The sequence below is a fragment of the Bacillus sp. VA13 genome (assembly GCF_055710085.1).
This window is the reverse complement of sequence record NZ_JBVQPP010000001.1, coordinates 1,194,612-1,213,359: the sequence shown is the minus strand read 5'-3', so window position 1 is coordinate 1,213,359 and position 18,748 is coordinate 1,194,612. Positions and strand designations below refer to the sequence as shown.

21 protein-coding genes are annotated in these 18,748 nt (G+C 43.2%); 18 read left to right on the top strand and 3 right to left on the bottom strand.

Going from position 1 to position 18,748, the window contains the following annotated elements:
* The first annotated feature begins 68 nt into the window (after positions 1 to 68).
* From AC0C66_RS06340 to AC0C66_RS06310, 7 genes are all read left to right on the top strand, one after another.
* Positions 69 to 722, top strand: coding sequence for an O-methyltransferase (locus AC0C66_RS06340; protein WP_014114600.1), 654 nt, complete (start codon positions 69 to 71; stop codon positions 720 to 722).
* A 5-nt stretch (positions 723 to 727) separates the two neighbouring features.
* The gene (locus AC0C66_RS06335) at positions 728 to 1,657 is read left to right on the top strand and encodes a peptidase U32 family protein (protein ID WP_072182146.1); all 930 of its coding nucleotides are present in this window, start codon (positions 728 to 730) and stop codon (positions 1,655 to 1,657) included.
* Positions 1,658 to 1,675: 18 nt separating this feature from the next.
* Complete coding sequence (locus AC0C66_RS06330) at positions 1,676 to 2,944, top strand: peptidase U32 family protein (RefSeq protein WP_461845628.1); 1,269 nt, start codon at positions 1,676 to 1,678, stop codon at positions 2,942 to 2,944.
* 5 nt (positions 2,945 to 2,949) lie between these two features.
* The gene (udk, locus tag AC0C66_RS06325; RefSeq protein ID WP_003225916.1) at positions 2,950 to 3,585 is read left to right on the top strand and encodes a uridine kinase; all 636 of its coding nucleotides are present in this window, start codon (positions 2,950 to 2,952) and stop codon (positions 3,583 to 3,585) included.
* A 250-nt stretch (positions 3,586 to 3,835) separates the two neighbouring features.
* Positions 3,836 to 4,309, top strand: coding sequence for a transcription elongation factor GreA (gene greA, locus AC0C66_RS06320; RefSeq protein WP_003225918.1), 474 nt, complete (start codon positions 3,836 to 3,838; stop codon positions 4,307 to 4,309).
* 53 nt (positions 4,310 to 4,362) lie between these two features.
* Positions 4,363 to 6,117, top strand: coding sequence for a peptidoglycan D,D-transpeptidase FtsI family protein (locus AC0C66_RS06315; RefSeq protein WP_061186657.1), 1,755 nt, complete (start codon positions 4,363 to 4,365; stop codon positions 6,115 to 6,117).
* Positions 6,118 to 6,181: 64 nt separating this feature from the next.
* Positions 6,182 to 6,880 carry a YrrS family protein gene (locus tag AC0C66_RS06310; RefSeq protein ID WP_003225922.1) on the top strand — a complete coding sequence of 233 codons (699 nt, stop codon included), beginning with the start codon at positions 6,182 to 6,184 and terminating at the stop codon, positions 6,878 to 6,880.
* A 36-nt stretch (positions 6,881 to 6,916) separates the two neighbouring features.
* Here the strand turns inward: AC0C66_RS06310 and AC0C66_RS06305 are convergent, their stop codons facing one another.
* Entirely contained in the window at positions 6,917 to 7,120 is a 204-nt protein-coding gene (locus AC0C66_RS06305; protein ID WP_003225924.1) for a YrzA family protein, read from the bottom strand.
* 191 nt (positions 7,121 to 7,311) lie between these two features.
* Here AC0C66_RS06305 and AC0C66_RS06300 point away from each other — a divergent pair, with 191 nt between their 5' ends.
* The 5 genes from AC0C66_RS06300 to AC0C66_RS06280 all read left to right on the top strand — a co-directional run bounded on the left by AC0C66_RS06300 (position 7,312) and on the right by AC0C66_RS06280 (position 11,110).
* Positions 7,312 to 7,953 carry a class I SAM-dependent DNA methyltransferase gene (locus tag AC0C66_RS06300; protein ID WP_072566613.1) on the top strand — a complete coding sequence of 214 codons (642 nt, stop codon included), beginning with the start codon at positions 7,312 to 7,314 and terminating at the stop codon, positions 7,951 to 7,953.
* 20 nt (positions 7,954 to 7,973) lie between these two features.
* Positions 7,974 to 8,669, top strand: coding sequence for a 5'-methylthioadenosine/S-adenosylhomocysteine nucleosidase (mtnN, locus tag AC0C66_RS06295; protein ID WP_061186654.1), 696 nt, complete (start codon positions 7,974 to 7,976; stop codon positions 8,667 to 8,669).
* Between the two features lie 63 nt (positions 8,670 to 8,732).
* The gene (locus AC0C66_RS06290; RefSeq protein ID WP_461845627.1) at positions 8,733 to 9,656 is read left to right on the top strand and encodes an O-acetylserine dependent cystathionine beta-synthase; all 924 of its coding nucleotides are present in this window, start codon (positions 8,733 to 8,735) and stop codon (positions 9,654 to 9,656) included.
* A 1-nt stretch (position 9,657) separates the two neighbouring features.
* On the top strand, positions 9,658 to 10,797 hold the full coding sequence (locus tag AC0C66_RS06285; RefSeq protein WP_461845626.1) for a bifunctional cystathionine gamma-lyase/homocysteine desulfhydrase: 1,140 nt from the start codon (positions 9,658 to 9,660) through the stop codon (positions 10,795 to 10,797).
* Between the two features lie 82 nt (positions 10,798 to 10,879).
* A complete protein-coding gene (locus AC0C66_RS06280; RefSeq protein WP_014114591.1) occupies positions 10,880 to 11,110 on the top strand; it encodes a YrhC family protein in 231 nt (76 codons plus the stop codon).
* Positions 11,111 to 11,146: 36 nt separating this feature from the next.
* Here AC0C66_RS06280 and AC0C66_RS06275 read toward each other — a convergent pair whose 3' ends face one another.
* A complete protein-coding gene (locus tag AC0C66_RS06275) occupies positions 11,147 to 11,629 on the bottom strand; it encodes a helical membrane plugin domain-containing protein (protein WP_003225938.1) in 483 nt (160 codons plus the stop codon).
* 18 nt (positions 11,630 to 11,647) lie between these two features.
* Positions 11,648 to 14,590 carry a formate dehydrogenase subunit alpha gene (fdhF, locus tag AC0C66_RS06270; RefSeq protein WP_072182157.1) on the bottom strand — a complete coding sequence of 981 codons (2,943 nt, stop codon included), beginning with the start codon at positions 14,588 to 14,590 and terminating at the stop codon, positions 11,648 to 11,650.
* A 314-nt stretch (positions 14,591 to 14,904) separates the two neighbouring features.
* Here fdhF and AC0C66_RS06265 point away from each other — a divergent pair, with 314 nt between their 5' ends.
* From AC0C66_RS06265 to fatR, 6 genes are all read left to right on the top strand, one after another.
* The gene (locus AC0C66_RS06265; protein ID WP_003237353.1) at positions 14,905 to 15,273 is read left to right on the top strand and encodes a Na-translocating system protein MpsC family protein; all 369 of its coding nucleotides are present in this window, start codon (positions 14,905 to 14,907) and stop codon (positions 15,271 to 15,273) included.
* Between the two features lie 263 nt (positions 15,274 to 15,536).
* The gene (locus AC0C66_RS06260) at positions 15,537 to 16,337 is read left to right on the top strand and encodes a formate/nitrite transporter family protein (protein WP_003225944.1); all 801 of its coding nucleotides are present in this window, start codon (positions 15,537 to 15,539) and stop codon (positions 16,335 to 16,337) included.
* Between the two features lie 390 nt (positions 16,338 to 16,727).
* Complete coding sequence (locus tag AC0C66_RS06255; RefSeq protein WP_003237348.1) at positions 16,728 to 16,877, top strand: YrzI family small protein; 150 nt, start codon at positions 16,728 to 16,730, stop codon at positions 16,875 to 16,877.
* 155 nt (positions 16,878 to 17,032) lie between these two features.
* On the top strand, positions 17,033 to 17,191 hold the full coding sequence (locus AC0C66_RS06250; RefSeq protein ID WP_014114589.1) for a hypothetical protein: 159 nt from the start codon (positions 17,033 to 17,035) through the stop codon (positions 17,189 to 17,191).
* 190 nt (positions 17,192 to 17,381) lie between these two features.
* Positions 17,382 to 17,924 carry a class I SAM-dependent methyltransferase gene (locus AC0C66_RS06245; protein ID WP_072181744.1) on the top strand — a complete coding sequence of 181 codons (543 nt, stop codon included), beginning with the start codon at positions 17,382 to 17,384 and terminating at the stop codon, positions 17,922 to 17,924.
* 222 nt (positions 17,925 to 18,146) lie between these two features.
* Complete coding sequence (fatR, locus tag AC0C66_RS06240) at positions 18,147 to 18,731, top strand: transcriptional regulator FatR (protein ID WP_041521019.1); 585 nt, start codon at positions 18,147 to 18,149, stop codon at positions 18,729 to 18,731.
* The last annotated feature ends 17 nt before the right edge of the window (positions 18,732 to 18,748 follow it).

The window sequence follows — 18,748 nt, the reverse complement described above, 5'->3', positions numbered from 1 at the left end:
TGATGTATTCAGAGAGTGTCCTGTGTAAAAAGACTGGGGCACTCCTTTTTAGAACGGAGCTGTTTGTTGTGACTGACCGGTATGAACAAATAAATGACTATATAGAAGCATTATTGAAGCCTCGGCCGGAAAACGTGAAGAAGCTTGAAGCATATGCAGAAGAACATCATGTCCCGATCATGGAAAAAGCGGGCATGGAGGTGTTGCTTCAAATTTTGTCTGTGAAACAGCCGAAAAAAATACTAGAAATCGGAACGGCCATTGGTTATTCCGCCATTCGAATGGCGTTGGAGCTGCCGTCTGCTGAAATATATACAATTGAACGCAATGAGAAACGGCATGAAGAAGCGGTAAACAATATCAAGGAATTTCAGCTTGATGACCGGATTCATGTTTTTTACGGAGACGCGCTTGAATTAGCCGACGCCGTTCATGTAACCGCGCCTTACGATGTCATTTTTATTGACGCTGCAAAAGGTCAGTATCAAAACTTTTTTCATTTATATGAACCGATGCTTTCACCGGACGGGGTGATTTTAACAGACAACGTGCTGTTTAAAGGTCTGGTGGCAGAGGATTACAGCAAAATAGAACCGAAAAGAAGGCGCAGGCTGGTAACAAAAATTGATGAATATAATCATTGGCTGATGAATCATCCCGATTATCAAACTGCGATTATTCCTGTCGGGGATGGACTTGCAATTAGTAAAAAGAAGAGGTGAACGTCATGAAAAAACCAGAGCTCTTAGTGACGCCGACGAGTACGGCGGACATTTTGCCGCTGATACAGGCGGGAGCAACTGCGTTTTTAGTTGGGGAACAGAGATACGGCTTGAGATTAGCCGGAGAATTTTCTCGTGAAGATGTAACAAAAGCCGTAGAGATGGCTCACAAAGAAGGGGCAAAAGTATACGTTGCTGTAAATGCAATTTTCCATAACGATAAAGTAGGTGAGCTTGGCGAATATCTGGCTTTCTTAGCGGAAACCGGTGTCGATGCAGCGGTATTCGGTGATCCTGCCGTGCTTATGGCTGCTCGTGAATCTGCGCCTGACATGAAGCTTCATTGGAGCACAGAAACGACAGGCACCAACTACTATACATGCAACTACTGGGGACGAAAAGGCGCGGCGCGTTCTGTGCTTGCCAGAGAGTTAAACATGGACAGCATTGTGGAGATTAAAGAAAACGCTGAAGTCGAAATTGAAATCCACGTGCATGGAATGACGTGCATGTTCCAATCGAAGCGTTCTTTGATTGGAAACTATTTTGAATACCAAGGCAAAGTCATGGACATTGAAGGAAAGAAAAAAGAATCGGGCATGTTCTTGCATGATAAAGAACGTGATAATAAATATCCGATTTTCGAAGACGAAAACGGCACGCACATCATGAGCCCGAATGATGTGTGCATCATTGATGAGCTTGAGGAATTGATTGATGCAGGCATTGATTCTTTCAAAATCGATGGTGTCCTGAAAACGCCTGAATACCTAATAGAAGTCACCAAAATGTACAGAGAAGCGATTGATCTGTGTGTGGAAAACCGTGACGAATACGAAGCGAAAAAAGAAGACTGGATTGAACGCATAGAAAGCATCCAGCCAGTGAACAGAAAAATCGATACCGGATTCTTCTTCAAAGAAACGGTTTATTAATCAAAAGGAGGTTAAGCTATGACTGCCGTAAATGATAAAATATCCACAATCGTCAATGGGAAGCGTGTGATTACAAAAAAGCCGGAGCTCCTCGCACCTGCGGGTAATCTTGAAAAGCTGAAAATCGCTGTTCATTACGGAGCGGACGCGGTCTTTATCGGAGGACAGGAATATGGGCTGCGTTCAAATGCCGATAACTTTACGATCAAAGAAATTGCAGAAGGCGTTGAATTCGCGAAACAATATGGCGCGAAGATCTACGTAACGACAAATATTTTCGCCCATAATGAAAACATGGACGGGCTTGAAGAATACTTGAAAGCACTTGGAGACGCCAACGTTGCCGGCATCATTGTGGCAGATCCGCTTATTATCGAAACATGCCGCAGAGTGGCGCCGAATGTTGAGGTTCACTTGAGCACACAGCAGTCTCTTTCAAACTGGAAGGCTGTCCAGTTCTGGAAGGAAGAAGGCCTTGACCGCGTCGTGCTGGCACGTGAAACAAGCGCTCTGGAAATCAGAGAAATGAAAGAAAAAGTAGATATCGAAATCGAATCCTTTATTCACGGCGCGATGTGTATCGCATATTCCGGCCGCTGTGTCCTGAGCAATCACATGACAGCGCGGGATTCCAATCGCGGAGGCTGCTGCCAGTCATGCCGCTGGGATTATGATCTTTATCAAACAGACGGTGCCAACGCCGTTGCCTTGTATGGTGAAGAAGATGCGCCATTTGCGATGAGCCCGAAAGATTTGAAGCTGATTGAATCCATTCCGAAAATGATCGAAATGGGCATTGACAGCTTAAAGATTGAAGGTCGCATGAAATCAATTCACTATGTAGCAACAGTTGTCAGCGTATACCGCAAAGTCATTGACGCCTATTGCGCTGATCCGGATAACTTTGTGATTCAAAAAGAATGGCTTGAAGAGCTTGATAAGTGTGCCAACCGGGACACTGCGACAGCTTTCTTTGAAGGAACGCCAGGCTATGAAGAGCAAATGTTCGGTGAGCACGCCAAAAAAACGACGTTTGATTTTGTCGGCTTAGTGCTGAATTATGATGAAGACACACAAATGGTCACACTTCAGCAGCGCAATTTCTTCAAAAAAGGCGACGAAGTGGAATTTTTCGGTCCGGAAATCGAAAACTTTACAAATACGATTGAAACCATTTGGGACGAAGACGGTAATGAGCTAGATGCTGCCCGCCATCCCCTGCAAATTGTCAAATTCAAACTAGACAAAAAGATTTATCCGAGCAACATGATGAGAAAGGGGAAGTAACACCCATGGGTAAGAATCCAGTAGTCATTGGAATCGCAGGAGGTTCCGGTTCAGGAAAAACGAGTGTCACACGGTCCATCTATGAACAATTTAAAGGGCACTCGATTTTAATGATCCAGCAAGACCTTTATTATAAAGACCAAAGCCATCTTCCATTTGAAGAAAGGCTCAACACAAACTATGATCATCCACTTGCGTTTGATAATGACTATTTAATCGAGCATATTCAAGATCTATTGAATTACCGCCCGATTGAAAAGCCGATTTACGACTATAAGCTTCACACACGTTCAGAAGAAACGGTTCACGTAGAGCCCAAGGATGTTATTATCCTTGAAGGCATTCTAGTTCTTGAAGACAAAAGGCTCCGTGATCTGATGGATATCAAGCTTTACGTTGATACAGACGCTGACTTGCGTATCATCAGACGGATTATGAGAGATATTAATGAACGCGGCCGCTCTATTGACTCTGTCATTGAACAATATGTGTCAGTTGTCCGCCCGATGCATAACCAATTTGTCGAGCCGACGAAACGATACGCTGATATTATTATCCCGGAAGGCGGACAGAATCACGTCGCAATTGATCTGATGGTCACAAAAATCCAAACCATTCTTGAACAAAACGCGATTTTGTAATACCATAGCATAGACATAAATAACTCTGACCATATTATGTATAGGCAGGAAGGGGATGTGCAAATTCCCTTCTTTCCCTGTTTATAAACGCGAAATATTTGCAGAACGACAAGATTCAGTTTAAGATAAACAGTACCTATATGGGAGAGAAGAACGAGGACTGCCCTGTGTTCTCATTCTTGTATTTTTTAGTTTATGCTCTCATACATAATCGAAGATGTTGAGGGACAACCAGAAGGAGTGAAGGGACATGGCACAAGAGAAAGTTTTTCCTATGACTGAAGAAGGAAAACAAAAACTTGAACAAGAATTAGAATATTTGAAAACGGTTAAACGAAAAGAAGTAGTAGAACGCATCAAAATTGCGAGAAGTTTCGGAGACCTTTCCGAGAACTCTGAATACGATTCAGCGAAAGAAGAGCAGGCATTCGTAGAGGGTCGTGTGACGACTCTTGAAAATATGATCCGCAACGCGAAAATCATTGAAGATGACGGCGGCTCTAACGTTGTCGGTTTGGGTAAAACCGTCACTTTCGTCGAACTGCCTGACGGTGATGAAGAATCATATACAATCGTTGGAAGCGCTGAAGCTGATCCGTTTGAAGGGAAAATCTCAAACGATTCACCGATCGCAAAAAGCCTGCTGGGCAAAAAAGTAGATGAAGAAGTCACAGTTCAAACACCGGGTGGAGAAATGCTTGTGAAAATTGTGAAAATTTCATAATATCCGTTTAGCAAAGAAACACCTCGTCCACAATGTGGGTGAGGTGTTTTTTTATGAAGATATCGAAACGAATGAAGCTGGCAGTCATTGCTTTTTTGATCGTGTTTTTTCTGCTTCTGCTAAGGCTGGCGGAAATCCAGCTGTTTTTCACAGAATCATTTTCAAAAAAGAAAATCAATTTGATCCAGGAAAGCGTGAAACAGCGGACGGAGGAAGTGCTCATTTCTGACGGAAGAGGCTCCTTTTTAGATCGAAACGGGCAGGCGCTGACCGGCCAAAGCGAGCCTGCGGTTGTTTTGTTTCCTTTTCTGCTGACGCAGGATTGGCCGATCAAAAAGGTTGCGGACATCCTCGGCATGTCTGAAGATGAACTGCACCAGACACTCGCAAAAGCGAAAAAACCGGTCATTTTGCAACAAAAGAAAATCAAAACACTTTCGAAACAATCCATCACAAAAATCAATTCTTTGAAATATCCCGGCGTTTACGGCGTATATATGGAGAATGAAGACAAGCCCAGCCTTGCTTCACATACAATAGGGAGCACGAATCAAGATCCGGCGCTTCTCCGCAAGAAATATCCTGATATGGAGAACCTTCCGATTACAACAAAAATCGGTACAACCGGTTTAGAACGGACATTTGATGAGTTTTTGCTTCCGGAACAAGACACAAAGCTTTTATATCATGTGGACGGAAAAGGAAACCCTTTGTTTGGCATGGACGTCAAATATACAGCTGAAGCCAATACATTTTATCCGCTCCAGATCAAAACAACGATCGATCAAAGCATTCAAAAAGCGATGGAGGAGGTATTGGATGAACAGGGGCTGAAAAAAGGAGGAGCTGTGCTGCTGGACATCGAAAATAGCAGCGTTCTGGGAATTGTAAGCAAACCGGATGCCGATGTCTCACGGCAAAACACGCTTCAAAATTATATGCTGACGCCAATCTATCCCGGTTCTGTTTTTAAAACAGTCATTGCCGCAGCTGCGATCGAAAATGATACGGTGAAGCCGAGCCAAACCTTTAATTGTAATTTAAACCTGTACGGGGAACCGGGCGACGACAAAGGAACCTTGTCTTTTGATGAAAGTTTTGCCCAAAGCTGCAATTACACATTTACGAGTCTTGCAGAACAATTAATGAAAAAAGACAGCTCGGTTATTGAAGACATGTCCGAAAAGCTGGCTCTCACTGATCGGGCAGGCTGGGAAGGAAAACTGTATCACGAAACAGATTTCCGCCAGTTGTATAACGAAAAAAGCGGCGTGATTTGGGGGGATGAAAAAGACAAATCAGTCAAAAAAGCCATTGCGCAAACAGCGATCGGGCAGAAAAATGTAAGGGTAACGCCACTCGAGGTAGCCAATATGATGGCGACAATCGCCCGCGGCGGAGACAAGCGGCAGGTGAAAATCGCTGAACAAATTGAATATAAAAACGGCACAACACTCGTTAAGTTTAAAGATCAAAAGCTCAAAGGAGAAACGATAGATAAATATACGGCACAGCAGCTTCAAAAAATGCTGCGGCGGGTGGTGGAATCTCCTTCCGGAACGGGCAGAAGGTTTCAGGATCTTCCGTATACTGTAGCAGGGAAGTCAGGCACAGCCCAGACAGGCAAGCTTTCAAAGGAGAAAGAAACGCTCTATGAAAAATGGTTTGCCGGATATTTTCCGGCGGATAAGCCGAAATACGCTCTTGTCGTTTTACACATGGATACGCCGGGGGATAAGGCTCTGACAAATTCGGTGTTTTATGATATTGTTAAAAAAGTACACGAAATTGAAATCAATAAGAAATAGAACAACTTCTCAGCACATGGTAAAATATATGCTGAGCCAAGAGGGATAAAGGAGTGCAGAATTATTGAGCAATAATCAATCTCGTTATGAAAACCGTGATAAGCGCAGGAAAGCTAATTTAGTGCTTAACATTTTAATCGCAATCGTATCCATACTAATTGTCGTAGTAGCAGCTAATCTCTTCATTAACAGTCCTTCTAGCAAAGATGTCAGCAAGGATTCTGAAACAGCGCAAAAACAGGAATCTCCGGCTTCAGGAAAGACGGAAAAGAAATCGGACGAAGATATAAAAGACAGCAAGAAAGATACATCTGACAGCGAAAAGGATTCTGAGAAATCTTCTGACTCAGATTCCAAAAAAGATGATTCTTCTTCTAAAAGTGATGATTCTGATTCAGACTCAAGCTCAGATTCAGATGACCCGCTTAAAGACGCAAAAGTTACTGAAGGCGGCTCATCAAGCGACGTTGAAAAAACGTATGAAAATCCTGACTGGAAAGCAGTCGGAACTGAGCAGACGGGCGAGCACGCAGCCACTTATGACTCAAGCTCACAAGACTGGGCTGAGATGCTAAAAGCCATTTCATATGCAACTGGTGTTTCAACAGATCACATGACGGTGCTCTGGCTCGGAAACAACGGCAGCCCTCAGGATGCCAAAGGCAAGATTTTAGACAAGACGACTGGGGATAAATATCAAGTCACGATTACATGGGTTGATGAAAAAGGCTGGAAGCCGACAAAAGTAGAAAAACTAAAATAAACAAAAGCAGCCGGTTAAGAGCCGGCTGCTTTTGTTTTAGGCCTCAGCTGCGAAATGAACAACCGCGCTGTACAATATTCTTCCGTCTGCCACAGCAGTTTGGTGTGATACAGATTTCACCCGGAGCATGATGGCTTTATTGTTTTCAATTTGTGTATTGATTTTCTTTTCAAGCTCCTGCAATGAAGCCGCTTCGAAAAATTCCACTTTGTCTTTTATCAAATCTAATTGAAAATTCATCTCTCGACCCTCCAGCTTTCACAAGTCATATGAAGTATAAGCTTTTTTGCGGTAAACGCGCAATATAGATGGCATAAAATACACAAAGTGTTTTAGTACCTGCTTTCCAGAAGATGTGGTATTATAGGAACTGTTCCATCATTAATTCATAGTATGCATATAGGAATTATAAAATATGGAGTGTGACAAATATGGGGCGTGAATTTATCCCTCTCTTTGAAGATTGGGCAGCAACTTATGACCAAACAGTACAAGGTTTTGATATTCAGTATAAAGAAGCGTTCAGAGGCTACGATGATATCCTTGATGCCATCGTCAGCAGGTCTGGAACGCATGTGTTAGAATTTGGCCCGGGAACGGGGAATTTGACAGCCAAGCTGCTGGAGGCGGGCAAATCTGTATTTGGAATTGAACCGTCTCCCGCAATGCGCAAATTGGCTTCTGACAAGCTTTCAGGCAGGGCGGAAATCGTTGACGGAGACTTCCTGGCATTTCCTGAACCGCCATTTCATGCTGACACAATTGTCAGTTCATATGCTTTTCATCACTTGACCGACGAAGAAAAGCGGGCTGCCATAAAGCAATATGGCAAATACCTTCACTTGCATGATAGAATAGTGTTTGCCGATACCGTCTTTGAAGATGTGCAAGCATATCAACAGGCTATTGATAAAGCCCGTTCTCAAGGCTTCTATCAGCTGGCAAATGATTTAGAGACGGAGCATTATCCTACATTGGATGCGTTGAAAGCGATGTTTACAGCTGAAGGTTTTGCAGTCCAATTCACTCAGCAAAACGACTTCGTGTGGATAATGGAGGCGATCAAACGGTAAAGTGAAGGGAATGTGAATAGATGAAACTAGCAGTCATCGGAGCAATGGAAGAGGAAGTTACCATCCTAAGAAGCAAACTTGAAAATGCAAAAACAGAAACAATCGCACACTGTGAATTTACAACAGGCGAATATGAAGGAACCGAAGTGATTCTTTTAAAATCAGGAATTGGAAAAGTAAATGCTGCCATCAGCACAACGCTTCTGCTTGACCGTTACAAGCCTGATTATGTCATTAACACAGGCTCAGCGGGCGGATTTCATCATACACTGAATGTAGGAGACGTCGTTATTTCTACTGATGTTCGCCACCATGATGTAGATGTAACAGCCTTTGATTATGAATACGGTCAGGTTCCGGGTCTTCCTGCTGCTTATGCGGCAGATGAAAAGCTGATCAGCATCACTGAAGAAGCAATTTCTGAACTAGACGGCATTCAGGTCGCAAAAGGAACGATCGCAACAGGCGATTCTTTCATGAACGATCCAAAGCGGGTTGAAGAGGTGCGTGCGAGATTTTCTGATCTGTACGCGGTTGAAATGGAGGCTGCGGCAGTAGCTCAAGTGTGCCATCAATTTAAAACGCCGTTTGTCGTCATCAGAGCGTTATCTGATATCGCAGGAAAAGAATCACATGTATCATTTGACCAATTTTTAGAGCAGGCGGCTGTCAATTCAACAGAGCTTGTGTTAAAAGTGATCAAACGAATTCATTAAAAACGGGGGAGAATTCTCCTCCGTTTTCCCTAAAAACAACCTCTATCAAGGAGGAGGACATATATGACTGTTATTACGGACATTACCGAGCTGATTGGGAACACACCGCTTCTCCGCCTGAAGAACTTTGATGTCCCTGAAGGAGTCGCAGTGTATGCCAAGCTTGAAATGATGAATCCCGGTGGAAGCATCAAAGACAGACTGGGAGATATGCTGATCCGTGACGCCCTGGAGTCGGGAAAGGTGAAGCCCGGCGGAGTGATTATAGAAGCCACGGCAGGCAATACAGGGATCGGCCTTGCGCTGAGTGCCAGAAAATATGGATTAAAAGCGATTTTCTGTGTCCCTGAACATTTCAGCACAGAGAAACAGCAAATTATGCAAGCGCTTGGAGCATCAATTATTCATACACCGCGTCAAGACGGAATGCAGGGAGCCATTCAAAAAGCCATTCAGCTGGAGACAGAAATTGAAAATTCTTATTGCGTTTTGCAATTTAAAAACCAAGTAAATCCATCGACTTACTACAAGACGCTTGGACCTGAAATATGGGAAGCGCTTGACGGCAATATTCATACGTTTGTCGCAGGGGCAGGATCAGGGGGCACATTCGCAGGAACTGCTTCCTTCTTAAAAGAAAAACATCCAGCAGTCAAAACAGTGATTGTTGAACCAGAGGGCTCCATTTTAAATGGCGGAGAACCACACACTCATAAAACAGAAGGCATCGGCATGGAGTTCATCCCCGATTATATGAATGAGAGCCATTTTGATGAGATCTACACCGTAACAGATGAGAATGCGTTTAGACTTGTGAAAGAAGCGGCAGAAAAAGAAGGTCTGCTGATCGGAAGCTCTTCAGGTGCAGCGCTTTATGCAGCATTGGAGGAAGCGAAAAAAGCATCCGCAGGAACAAACATTGTCACCGTATTTCCTGACAGCAGTGATCGATATATCAGCAAACAAATTTACGAAGGAGGCATCTGATATGAAGAAAAAAACATTGATGATTCATGGGGGAATCACAGGTGATGAGAAAACAGGCGCAGTGTCCGTGCCCATTTATCAAGTAAGCACGTACAAGCAGCCTAAAGCAGGGCAGCATACCGGCTATGAGTATTCAAGAACGGCCAATCCGACAAGGTCCGCTCTCGAAGCACTTGTGACAGAGCTGGAAGGCGGGGAAGCAGGCTATGCGTTCAGTTCTGGAATGGCTGCTATTACAGCGGTTATGATGCTGTTTAACAGCGGAGATCATGTCGTGTTGACTGATGATGTGTATGGCGGAACATACCGCGTGATGACAAAGGTACTTAATCGTCTTGGCATTGAATCAACATTTGTCGATACAAGCAGCAGAGAAGAAGTTGAAAAAGCGATTCGCCCAAACACAAAAGCCATTTATATTGAGACACCGACAAACCCGCTGCTCAAAATCACCGACTTGGCGCTCATGGCAGATATCGCAAAAAAAGCGGGTGTTCTGCTTATCGTCGACAATACCTTTAACACTCCTTATTTTCAGCAGCCGCTTACTTTAGGAGCTGATATCGTGCTTCACAGTGCGACAAAATATCTTGGCGGACACAGTGACGTCGTCGGCGGTTTAGTTGTGACAGCTTCGAAAGAGCTTGGAGAAGAGCTGCATTTTGTACAAAACTCCACAGGCGGCGTCCTTGGCCCTCAAGATTCCTGGCTGTTAATGAGAGGAATCAAAACATTGGGACTCAGAATGGAAGCGATCGATCAAAATGCGCGGAAAATCGCAAGTTTTCTGGAGAATCATCCTGGTGTCCAAACGTTATATTATCCTGGTTCTTCAAATCATCCCGGACATGAGCTGGCAAAAACACAAGGGTCTGGCTTCGGTGGCATGATCTCCTTTGATATCGGCAGTGAAGAGCGGGTTGATGCATTTTTAGGGAATCTGAAACTGTTTAACATTGCTGAAAGCCTGGGCGCGGTAGAAAGCTTAATTTCTGTTCCGGCAAGAATGACACATGCCTCTATTCCGAGAGAGCGCAGGCTTGAATTAGGCATTACGGACGGATTGATTAGAATTTCTGTAGGAATTGAAGATGCGGAGGATTTGCTGGAAGATATTGAGCAGGCGCTTGAAAATATATAACAAATGGATAGAATTACTTTCTCTGTAAGCTGCCAGATTATATTATAATAGTCGTATACTATGAATCTGGCAGGTGATTCTTTTGAATAAAAATAGAATGAAATCTTTAAAAGAAGACTACAAGCATTTTGCTTTTACATTGCTTGCAGTCAGCACTTTTTTATATATAGGCGCAGTTCTTCCCGATCAAGGCTTAACGTTAGGCCAGAAATCGATGATGTTTTTGGCGGATTGCGTGTTTTTAGCGGGTGCCTTCTTTTGCGTTGATCGTTCATTGATTTACAAGAAGCGTTTGGAAGAAGCCGACGAATAAAAAACAGCCATCAACTCAGCGATGGCTGTTTTTTTATTATTTTTCTTGGAGTTCTTTTCCCATTCCTTTTAAAAACTGAAGGCCGAAGCCGACGGCTCTGTTGATATCAGGATCGTTCATGGCTTTTAAAAGGTCAAGAATTCCTACTTTCTTGTCTTCTTTTAAAAAGCTTTGCGCCTGTTCAGTTCCAGCCATCACGCTTTCTAAAAGCTTTCCTGTGAACTCAGGATCTGCTTTTGTTAATGCGCCTCCGGCGGCCATCATCGTGTTGATGAGATTGGTGACAGGCTCACGCGAAACCTGGCCAAGCGCAATCTTGGCGATGTCTTCTTTCGCTCTCAGCATGCTTGTTGCCGCGTCAAAAATTCCAAGTTCATTCAGTTCATTCATTAACGTCATCGTTTTAGAGACGGCATCCTCATTTTCCGCCAGCAGCTCTTTCAGCTCTTCTATTTTTTCAAGCTTGATTTGTTCTGCTGTTTTTGTTTCTTTTTTGATCGTCGTAATCGGAGTGGCCATTCGTTTTCCTCCTTTCGTTTAATCAGTCAGATGGACATAGCCCGGACGGTTCCATTTTCTTTCTGCTTCGACCCCGTTTTGCGGGTGCCGTTTTTTGTTCCGCGGATTTGTTTTCGGAAGCGGCGCTGTTTCGCAGCCTCCAAGCACCTCCATGCGGACCTTCGTCTGTTTATAAGCAGGCGTGTTCGTCCGTTTATCAGCTGCAGGCCCCGTCAGGAAGTTAATCGCTGACTCTTTGTCTGTTGAGTTCATTGGCAGATAAAGTTCATTTTTCCGCACACGGTCTGTGATCAGCGCGTTTAATTTGACTGCTCCAAACGGAGAAACGAGCCGTACAAGCGAACCGTCACAAACACCCCGCTCCTGTGCAAGCTCAGGCGAGATTTCAACAAATACATTCGGCACTTTTGCTTGAATGCCTTTCGATTTATTTGTCATGTTTCCTTCGTGGAAATGCTCCAGCATCCGGCCGTTATTAATATGAAGATCATATTCTTCCGGAAATGCCGCTGGCTCAGTCCAATCAGAAAGGGCAAAGCGGGCTTTTTTGTCAGGGAAATTAAATCCGTCTTCATACAGAAGCGGTGTGCTTTCACCTGAGTAGCTGCCCCATAGGAAGCTGTTCCAGCCTTCAAGCACCTCATAGCTTGCTTTGGCAAACAGAGGAGAAAGGCTCGCCATTTCTGAGAAAATGTCACTTGGATGGCTGTAATTCCAGTTTGCTCCTAAGCGGTTTGCCACCTCTTGAATGATCCACCAATCCGGTTTCGCGTCACCAAGTGTCGGCAGCGCCTGATATAATCGCTGCACGCGGCGTTCAGTATTGGTAAATGTTCCGTCTTTCTCAAGTGAAGGAGTAGCCGGCAAGACGACATCAGCATATTGAGCTGTTCTTGACAAGAAGATATCCTGAACCACGAAGAAATCAAGGCTTGATAAAATATCATGCACATGGTTCGCATTTGAATCGACAAGTGCCATATCCTCACCGACAAGATACATTGCTTTCATTTTTCCTTCTTCAATGGAATGAAGCATTTGAATATTATCTAAACCAGGCTTTCCATCAATCTCGACACCATAAGCCTCTTCAAATTTAGCGCGGGCTTTGTCATCTGTTATATGCTGATATCCAGGCAGCCAGCCAGGCAGTGTTCCCATATCGCAAGCGCCTTGTACGTTATTGTGTCCGCGCAGAGGATAAGCGCCGGCACCCGGACGGCGATAGTTGCCCGTAGCAAGAAGCAGGTTTGAAATCGCTGCTGACGTATCAGAACCGCCTGTATTTTGTGTGACACCCATTCCCCAAAGGACACAAGTTCCATCAGCGTCACGAATCATTTCGGCAATTCGAATGATGTTTTCTTTAGAAAGGCCTGTGATGCGTTCTGCATAATCAAGCGTATAGGTTTTAAGCGTTTCTTTATAATCTTCAAAGTAATTCACGTTCTCATCAATAAACGCCTGATCGTGCCAGCCTTGGTCGATCATATATTTCGTAACAGCCATCAGCCAAACTTGGTCTGTGCCTTGTTTAGGGCTGATGAATAGATCAGACCGCTCAGCCATCTCATTTTTGCGCAAGTCGGCAACGATCAGTTTTTGACCGTGGAGCTTGTGCGCCCGTTTGACACGTGTTGCAAGCACCGGATGTCCTTCCGCCGGATTGGCGCCGACAATGATGACGAGACCGGCCTTGGCAATATCTTTAATCGTGCCGGCGTCACCGCCCATGCCGACAGTGCGGAACAATCCGTCGGTAGCAGGAGACTGGCAGTAGCGTGAGCAGTTATCGACGTTGTTTGTTTCAAATACCTGACGCGCTAATTTTTGAATGACATAGTTTTCTTCATTCGTAATTTTAGAAGAAGAAATAAACCCAACAGATCCATTGCCGTACTGCTCTTTAATCGAGCCTAATCTGCTTGCGACAAGATCGAGGGCTTCTTCCCAAGAAGATTCCACAAATGCCCCGTTTTTACGGATTAAAGGCTTTGTGATCCGCTCTTCAGAATTGACGAAATCCCAGCCGAATTTCCCTTTGACACATGTAGAAATCGCGTTAACCGGAGCGTCAGAAACAGGCTGGATCTTTAAAATATCCCGTCCTTTTGTCCATACTTCAAAAGAACATCCGACACCGCAGAACGTACATACAGTTTTGGTTTTTTTCGTTCTCGTTTCACGCATTGCCGCCTCGACTTCAGAAATGGCAAAAATGCTGCCGTAATCAGGTTCAACGTTTTTCACGAGGTCAATCATCGGTTCCATGACATCCTCTTTAATGCCTGTCATAAAGCCAGCCTGCCCGAGCATTGATTTTTCCATCAGCGCATTACATGGGCACACTGTGACACACTGGCCGCAGCTGACACAAGAAGATTCATTGATCGAAACTCCCTCATCCCAAATCACGCGAGGACGTTCGCGTTCCCAGTCGATTGAGAGTGTTTCATTTACCTGAAGGTTTTGACACACCTCAACACACTGGCCGCAGGCAATACATTGGTTTGGATCATAGCGGTAAAACGGGTGAGACATGTCAACCGCGCAAGACGGATCTTCTTTTGGCGTGTATGGGTATTTTTGATGCTCGATCCCCATCATTTCCGCTGTATTATGCAGCGTACAGTTCCCATTGTTGTTATCGCAAACCGTACAATACAGCAAGTGATTTTCAAGAAGGCGGTCCATCGCTTCGGTTTGTGCTTCTTTCACCCGATTTCCGGAAAGGTCAATTGACATTCCATTTTCTGCGACCGTAGAGCATGAACGAACCAGCTTGCCATTTGCCTCTACAATGCAAGTATCACAAGTTTGAATCGGGTCAACCTCTGGAACGTGGCAAATCTGTGGGTACTCAATTCCGTTTTCATTTAAAATATCTAAAATTGTGGCCCCTGCTCGTGCTTGAATTTCTGTTCCGTCAACACGGACACTGATCGACTTAACGTCCATCATATTCATATTCCCCTCCATCTTTCTTTCAAGAAGTCAAAAAAAGCCATGTATAGATACACCTGTCCTTAATTCTAAGAAGGTGTAAACACACATGGCGGAATAGTTCACTAGCAAGTCTTACTAACAGACCAATCCTTGATTTTTATAAACCGATAGACTCATAACAAGATCTTATTACAAATCCATCAACACTGCTTTTATTATAAAGTGATATTTATTATAATACAATATATCAGGAAAATTTTAACCAAGTGAAATGTCCTGAGGGGAACCGGGAAAAGCCTGATGAGGCAGTATCGGAAGGGGTAATCAGCATGTCTAAAAAAATTCATGAGTTCAATGATATTATTCGAAAACTTCGCAAAGAATTGTTCGGAAAAGGGCCTGAACGGATTCATACTGTATTTGTAGAAAACATGGCAGTCTCAACACTGTACGGAAATCTGAGTGCAAGCGAGCAGTTTATCGCCCGCACGCCTGAAGGAAGAGAAATGGTACATGCGGCCAGGACAAGCCTGATTCAAGATCTTTATTCCAAACAAACGCCGGAAGGAATGGAGGAACTGATGGGGGCTAAGCTTGTCCATTTGTTTTCTGATATTAAAATTGAGGAAAATATCGCTGTATCTGTGTTTGTCTTTGACAAAAAAATAGATGATCAAAAAGAAGCTCTGCAAAGCTAGCATATTTATCATTGACACAAATTTGTCACATTTGATATGATGTTGCTACAGTTATAGAAGGCAAAAAGCAATGGGATTGTATGCACGAACTGTATATATTCTCTTTCAATATCTTAATTCTGCTTGATATTGTTGTATGGGTATGCATACAAGTTAGGCAGCATTCAAACGCCTGGTTTTACACAGGTTATTTGAGTGCTGCCTTTTTTATTGCCTTTCTGCCATAACTGTGAGAAAAGAAGAAATAATGGAGGCGTTTTAGTATGGCTTTTCGGAAACCGGATGAAATAGCGGATGCAGCAATTGAAGCAGGGGTGAAAAAAATAAAGCTTCCGCTGCCGTCTCTGCTTGTGCTGGGGTTTTTAGGAGGCGCATTTATCGCGCTTGGGTACTTGCTTGATATCAGGGTGATCGGCGACCTTCCGAAAGAATGGGGAAGCCTGTCCAGCTTGATCGGGGCTGCAGTATTTCCCGTCGGTCTGATCCTTGTGGTTCTCGCTGGCGCTGAACTGATCACAGGAAATATGATGTCCGTTGCGATGGCTTTATTTTCGAGAAAAATATCAGTAAAAGAATTGGCGGTTAACTGGGGAATCGTCACAATTATGAACTTAATCGGCGCATTGTTTGTTGCTTACTTTTTTGGGCATTTGGTTGGATTGACTGAAACAGGCCCTTATTTAGAAAAAACAATCGCCGTTGCACAAGGAAAGCTCGATATGAGCTTCGGCAAGGTTCTCGTTTCCGGCATCGGCTGTAACTGGCTTGTATGTCTTGCCGTTTGGCTTTCTTTCGGCGCTCAAGACGGAGCAGGAAAAATTCTTGGCATCTGGTTCCCAATAATGGCTTTTGTGGCAATCGGATTTCAGCACGTTGTCGCTAACATGTTTGTGATTCCCGCTGCCATTTTTGCTGGCTCGTTCACGTGGGGGCAGTTTATCGGAAACATCATTCCGGCTTTTATCGGCAATGTCATCGGCGGAGCGGTATTTGTCGGTCTCATTTACTTTATCGCATATCATAAGAAAGACCGCTCCAGAAAAGAAATGAAGCAGGTATCATGACCAAAGGACAAATCTATTCGATGATTTGCACAATTTCCGTCCATTTTTAGAAAAAGATGTTTACAAAATGGAATTTGGTGGATATACTTACAAAGTAAGAAAAAAGCAAAGGAGGCTGAACAAAATGACAATGAGACAACGACGTCAACCTGTACGTGATGCACAAGTAAAAGTTCATGGTTCATTCAGCCTGTGGAAGAGTTCGTGTCCTTCCTTAACCGATGCTTATCGCACGCATTAAATTCGGAATTAGTCGGACATACGCAACTCCCCGCAGGCAGTAGAGGCATTGGTGTCTTCTTTTGTCTGCGGTTTTTATTTGCCCGCGGCAGAAGGACTGATGCCGCGGGTTATTTCGCTTGAAGCGGACTTTGAAAGGGGGTGAGCGATATGACGATTAACCTATTCTTTTTAACGTTAACGATTAACAAACGGTTTAAAAGCCCGGAAGAATTCGAACGAGAACAGCAGATTGAGCAGATTTATGATGAAATGAAAGAGTCTCAGTTAAAGCATCTTTATTTAACAAACTGGCGCTAAAAGCAATGAAAAGCTGAAGGAGGAGATGACATATGCTTAGAATGGAATTATTGATGCATTATACAATGGAGAAGGACCAAGTTTAGCGAAACAGCTGTCAAGAAAATGCCTGCCTGCATATGATAAATCAACGTTACGGTAAGGCAGGTGATGGCATGATGAACGATTATCAAAAAAGGCTGCCGTCGATAGGCCATGGTTATGCGTCCATGCCGCATTCCTTCAAACATGGTTATGGAAATCCATTCCGTCAGCAGAGGCTAATGGCCATGCAGCAGCATAGGCTGTATGTATTCCCTTATCATTGGCACTAGAAATAGGGCAGAAAACATTTTGTTTTCTGCTTTTTTTTTGCGGAAAAAAATGAAAAAGTTCAGTTCAATTGAAACATTTTTAAACACATTGCCGTCTAGTTGATATCTTCATTCCCATTTAGAAATGAAGGTGATGTTTATTTTTCGAATATAATAAATAAACATAGGAAACCAAAAGCAGGTGTTTAAAATGCTAGAAAATAGACTCTATAAACGATCGAATCTTTTGAAATTATTTTCTCGGAAATATAAGCAAACCAAAACAATTGAGCATATGATGATTGACTCTATAGACATACAAGAAAATGACAGAATTTTAGAAATTGGAGTCGGAAAAGGCACTGTCTTTAAGAGCATAACCGAGAAACTGGAAAAGGGAAGCTTAAAAAGCATTGACCCATCAAAGCGAAAGGTAAGGCAAATATCACGCGCGAATCGAAAAAACATCGGAAAAGGGGAGATTTTTCATGGCTATCCGGAGAACATTCCCTTTGATGACCGTACCTTTAATAAAGTGTTTTCCTTACATACGGTTCAGAGCTGCACTGATATTAGGCTTGCATTAAGAGAAATTTACCGGGTGCTTCAAATTGATGGCCGATTTTACATCAGTATTGATGCAAATACTGATGTAAAAGAGATAATGTATATTCAACTGCTGAAAGACCAGCATTTCAGGGATCTTTCTGTCATTAGGCGTGATTCTTGTCTTTGCATTGTGGCTGTTAAATAAAATCATTTCTCGGGAAATATATCCAGTACCCTTATATGGAGATTTGGGTATATTTTCTTAATTTTTTATTTTTTGCATATACTTTATATTAAAAAAAGTTTTTTTCATATAAACTGATAACATAAGAAAGGGTAAAGAGGTGATATCAGACAGATCGGGCATTCATTATGAACAAGCGGAATGAATATTCATTCCGTAATAAATCGGAGGTTGTAACATTACATGTTATCCGCATCCAGCAGTAAATACGACATGATTATGAAAGCGTCGGTCTCACTTTTTACGGAAAGGGGATTTAATGCTACCACTATCCCTATGATAGCTGAACGAGCTCATGTGGGAACAGGAACGATCTATCGTTATTTTGACAGTAAAGAAACACTCGTCAACGTATTGTTTCAGGAAAGCATCCAGCGATTTACGGAAAAGCTAAAGCAAGATTTTTCGGAATTGCCTGTCAGAGAAGGCTTCCACCACGTATTTTGCTGTCTCGTTCAATTTACGAAAGAGAGTGACTATGCGCTTTTTTTTCTTGAAACGAAAAAAAACGCTCATTACTTAAATGACACAAGCAGAAAAATGATAGAAAATCTGACTCATATGCTTGATGACTATTTTAATAAGGGAAAAGCAGAAGGTGTAATTCGCAGCCTGCCCTCTAATGTGTTAATTGCGATTGTGTTAGGGGCATTTCTCAAGATATATCAGCTCGTCCAAACGGGTGATATAGAGATGGACATGGATTTAATTACTGAATTGGAACAATGCTGCTGGGACGCCATTAAGCTTCATTCATCACAAAATTAGGAAAGGAAGATGTATTA

Bases quoted from the DNA above. Each gene is read 5' to 3' on its own strand.
- greA (WP_003225918.1), top strand. From the start codon at position 3,836: ATGGCACAAGAGAAAGTTTTTCCTATGACTGAAGAAGGAAAACAAAAA.
- AC0C66_RS06305 (WP_003225924.1), bottom strand. From the start codon at position 7,120: ATGAATTTTCAATTAGATTTGATAAAAGACAAAGTGGAATTTTTCGAA.
- AC0C66_RS06285 (WP_461845626.1), top strand. From the start codon at position 9,658: ATGAAGAAAAAAACATTGATGATTCATGGGGGAATCACAGGTGATGAG.
- AC0C66_RS06330 (WP_461845628.1), top strand. From the start codon at position 1,676: ATGACTGCCGTAAATGATAAAATATCCACAATCGTCAATGGGAAGCGT.
- AC0C66_RS06250 (WP_014114589.1), top strand. From the start codon at position 17,033: ATGATGAACGATTATCAAAAAAGGCTGCCGTCGATAGGCCATGGTTAT.
- AC0C66_RS06335 (WP_072182146.1), top strand. From the start codon at position 728: ATGAAAAAACCAGAGCTCTTAGTGACGCCGACGAGTACGGCGGACATT.
- AC0C66_RS06275 (WP_003225938.1), bottom strand. From the start codon at position 11,629: ATGGCCACTCCGATTACGACGATCAAAAAAGAAACAAAAACAGCAGAA.
- fatR (WP_041521019.1), top strand. From the start codon at position 18,147: ATGTTATCCGCATCCAGCAGTAAATACGACATGATTATGAAAGCGTCG.
- AC0C66_RS06265 (WP_003237353.1), top strand. From the start codon at position 14,905: ATGTCTAAAAAAATTCATGAGTTCAATGATATTATTCGAAAACTTCGC.
- AC0C66_RS06245 (WP_072181744.1), top strand. From the start codon at position 17,382: ATGCTAGAAAATAGACTCTATAAACGATCGAATCTTTTGAAATTATTT.
- AC0C66_RS06315 (WP_061186657.1), top strand. From the start codon at position 4,363: ATGAAGATATCGAAACGAATGAAGCTGGCAGTCATTGCTTTTTTGATC.
- AC0C66_RS06260 (WP_003225944.1), top strand. From the start codon at position 15,537: ATGGCTTTTCGGAAACCGGATGAAATAGCGGATGCAGCAATTGAAGCA.
- mtnN (WP_061186654.1), top strand. From the start codon at position 7,974: ATGAAACTAGCAGTCATCGGAGCAATGGAAGAGGAAGTTACCATCCTA.
- AC0C66_RS06290 (WP_461845627.1), top strand. From the start codon at position 8,733: ATGACTGTTATTACGGACATTACCGAGCTGATTGGGAACACACCGCTT.
- udk (WP_003225916.1), top strand. From the start codon at position 2,950: ATGGGTAAGAATCCAGTAGTCATTGGAATCGCAGGAGGTTCCGGTTCA.
- AC0C66_RS06255 (WP_003237348.1), top strand. From the start codon at position 16,728: ATGACGATTAACCTATTCTTTTTAACGTTAACGATTAACAAACGGTTT.
- fdhF (WP_072182157.1), bottom strand. From the start codon at position 14,590: ATGATGGACGTTAAGTCGATCAGTGTCCGTGTTGACGGAACAGAAATT.
- AC0C66_RS06300 (WP_072566613.1), top strand. From the start codon at position 7,312: ATGGGGCGTGAATTTATCCCTCTCTTTGAAGATTGGGCAGCAACTTAT.